Raw genomic sequence first — 2,039 nt, forward strand, 5'->3', positions numbered from 1 at the left:
GCCGGCCAGCCGGGCCGTGCGCCGGCCCTCGGCGAGCCGGCGAGGACACCCTGCAGTTCCTCCAGGCGTACTGGTGGACCAGCAACGGGCGGACCTTCCTGCAGACCCAGGTCGCCACCTCCGCCTCCGACGACCCGGACGTCGAGATCACCGTGGCCTGGACGACCGCCGACGGCACCACCGGCAGCTACCCGCTCTACCGCTTCGAGGACTCGGGCGAATACCAGTACCACGTGGAGGTCCCGCAGCGGCTGCCCGCCAAGCCGGTCAAGGTCAGCGCCACCTCCAGCCTCGGCGGCCAGTCCCGCGTGGTCACGCCTACGGCCTGGCCGAACGCCACCCCGCCGCCGCTGCCGACGGGCTACCAGAAGGACTTCATCGACGCGTACATGACGCCCATCGACATCAAGGCCCGGATCAAGCGGCTGGGCCGGCAGTACGACGACCTGGTCGACGTGGTCGATCTGCCGCGCCGCACCCAGGGATACCGGCGCACGGCGGCGGCTTACCTGGGCGACCCGGCCGCGGCAGCTGTCGTGGTGGAGTCGGTCAAGTTCGGTGATCAGGGCATGAACGGCGTGCAGGTGCGCACGGTGGACCCGGGGCGGGCGAACAGGCCGCTCGGTGCGACGTACCGGGACCGGGTGCTGACCGTGTCGCTGGCGACCGACGCCGGCGGCAAGGTGATCAGCACGACCGACGACGTGGCCGCGTTCATCACCGCGCGCTACCCGCAGCGCTTCACCGCGTTCGTCGAGGAGGGTTCCGCGGGCGTGCCGATGCCGGTCACCGGCCCGGCCCGCCTCGACGACGGCCTGGCCGGCAGCGAGGTGCCGCAGCGGCCGTGGACGGTGCAGGCGCTGCGGATCGGCGCGGTGCGCGACGGCTCCAAGGTCGGCGTGCTGGCCTACTCGCAGGAGCACGCCCGGGAATGGGCGACGCCGCTGGTCACGCTGGAGTTCGCCGAGCGCCTGCTGGCCAACTACGCGACCGACGCGGCGACCCGCGAGCTGCTGAACTCGGTCGAGGTCTTCGTCATCCCGACGGTCAACCCGGACGGCGCGAACTACTCCTTCAACGACTACAACTTCCAGCGCAAGAACCTGGTCAACCACTGCACGGGCGCATCCCGCGACCCCGCGCTGCGCAACTCGTGGGGCGTCGACATCAACCGCAACTACACGGTCGGCTCCTACTTCGACGGTTACGTGGGTGGCAGCCCGAACTGCCTGTCCGGCACGTACGCCGGCACCGGCGAGCTGTCGGAGGCCGAGAGCAACAACGTGATCGCGCTGGCCAAGGCCAACCCGCACATCAAGTACGCCCTGAACGTGCACAGCTACGGCGGCTACTTCATGTGGTCACCGGGGGCGTACAAGGCGGCGGGCCGGGTCACCCTGCCCCGGCCGTCGATCGACGAGGCGAAGTACTTCCTGGACAGCGCCCGCCGCATCGTCGGGGCGATCTCGGCCTCACGCGGCACGGTGACCTGGCCGGCGTACACGGGCCCGGTCGCCGACGTCCTGTACTCGGCGGCGGGCAACTCGGCCGACCAGCTCTACTACGAGCTGGGCATCGCGGCCTGGGACTTCGAGGTCGGCAACGACATCTGGAACGAGGACACCCAGCAGTGGGAGGGCGTGGGCTTCCAGCCCCCGTTCACCGAGGCCCACGCCGAATCCCAGGAGTACGCGGACGGCCTGCTCGAACTGGTCCGCATCGCCCGTGACAGCGCGGCGGCCACCCGCTAGGAGGAAGGGGCGTCCGGCCGGGTGCGGGCGGCGAGCTCCCGGACCACCTCGACGAACAGGTCGATGTCGGCCTCGGTCGTGCGCCAGTTGACGATCGCCGGCCGTAGCGCCACCCGGCCGCCGTAGACGGTGGTGCCGCAGAAGACCCGGCCGTCGGCGATCAGGGCTTCGCCGACGGCCCGGTTCCACCGGTCCAGATCTGCGTCGGCCAGGCCGGGTTCCGCGACCCGGAAGCACACGATGCACAGCGGCACGTCGGCGAGGCGCTCCAGCTCGGGCGCCTCGTCG

Annotated in this window: 1 protein-coding gene and 1 pseudogene; one reads left to right on the forward strand and one right to left on the reverse strand. The window is 71.2% G+C overall.

Annotation, left to right across the window (positions count from 1 at the left end; genetic code table 11):
- On the forward strand, positions 1-1,751 hold a 1,751-nt coding region (locus AB0C29_RS45560; RefSeq protein ID WP_360834212.1), incomplete at its 5' end, for a M14 family zinc carboxypeptidase.
- Here AB0C29_RS45560 and AB0C29_RS45565 read toward each other — a convergent pair.
- A pseudogene (locus AB0C29_RS45565) lies at positions 1,748-2,039 on the reverse strand (hypothetical protein); the annotation flags it as partial. The gene AB0C29_RS45560 and the pseudogene AB0C29_RS45565 sit on opposite strands and share 4 nt — an antisense overlap.

It is taken from the genome of Actinoplanes sp. NPDC048791, assembly GCF_040650095.1.
Lineage (GTDB): Bacteria > Actinomycetota > Actinomycetes > Mycobacteriales > Micromonosporaceae > Actinoplanes.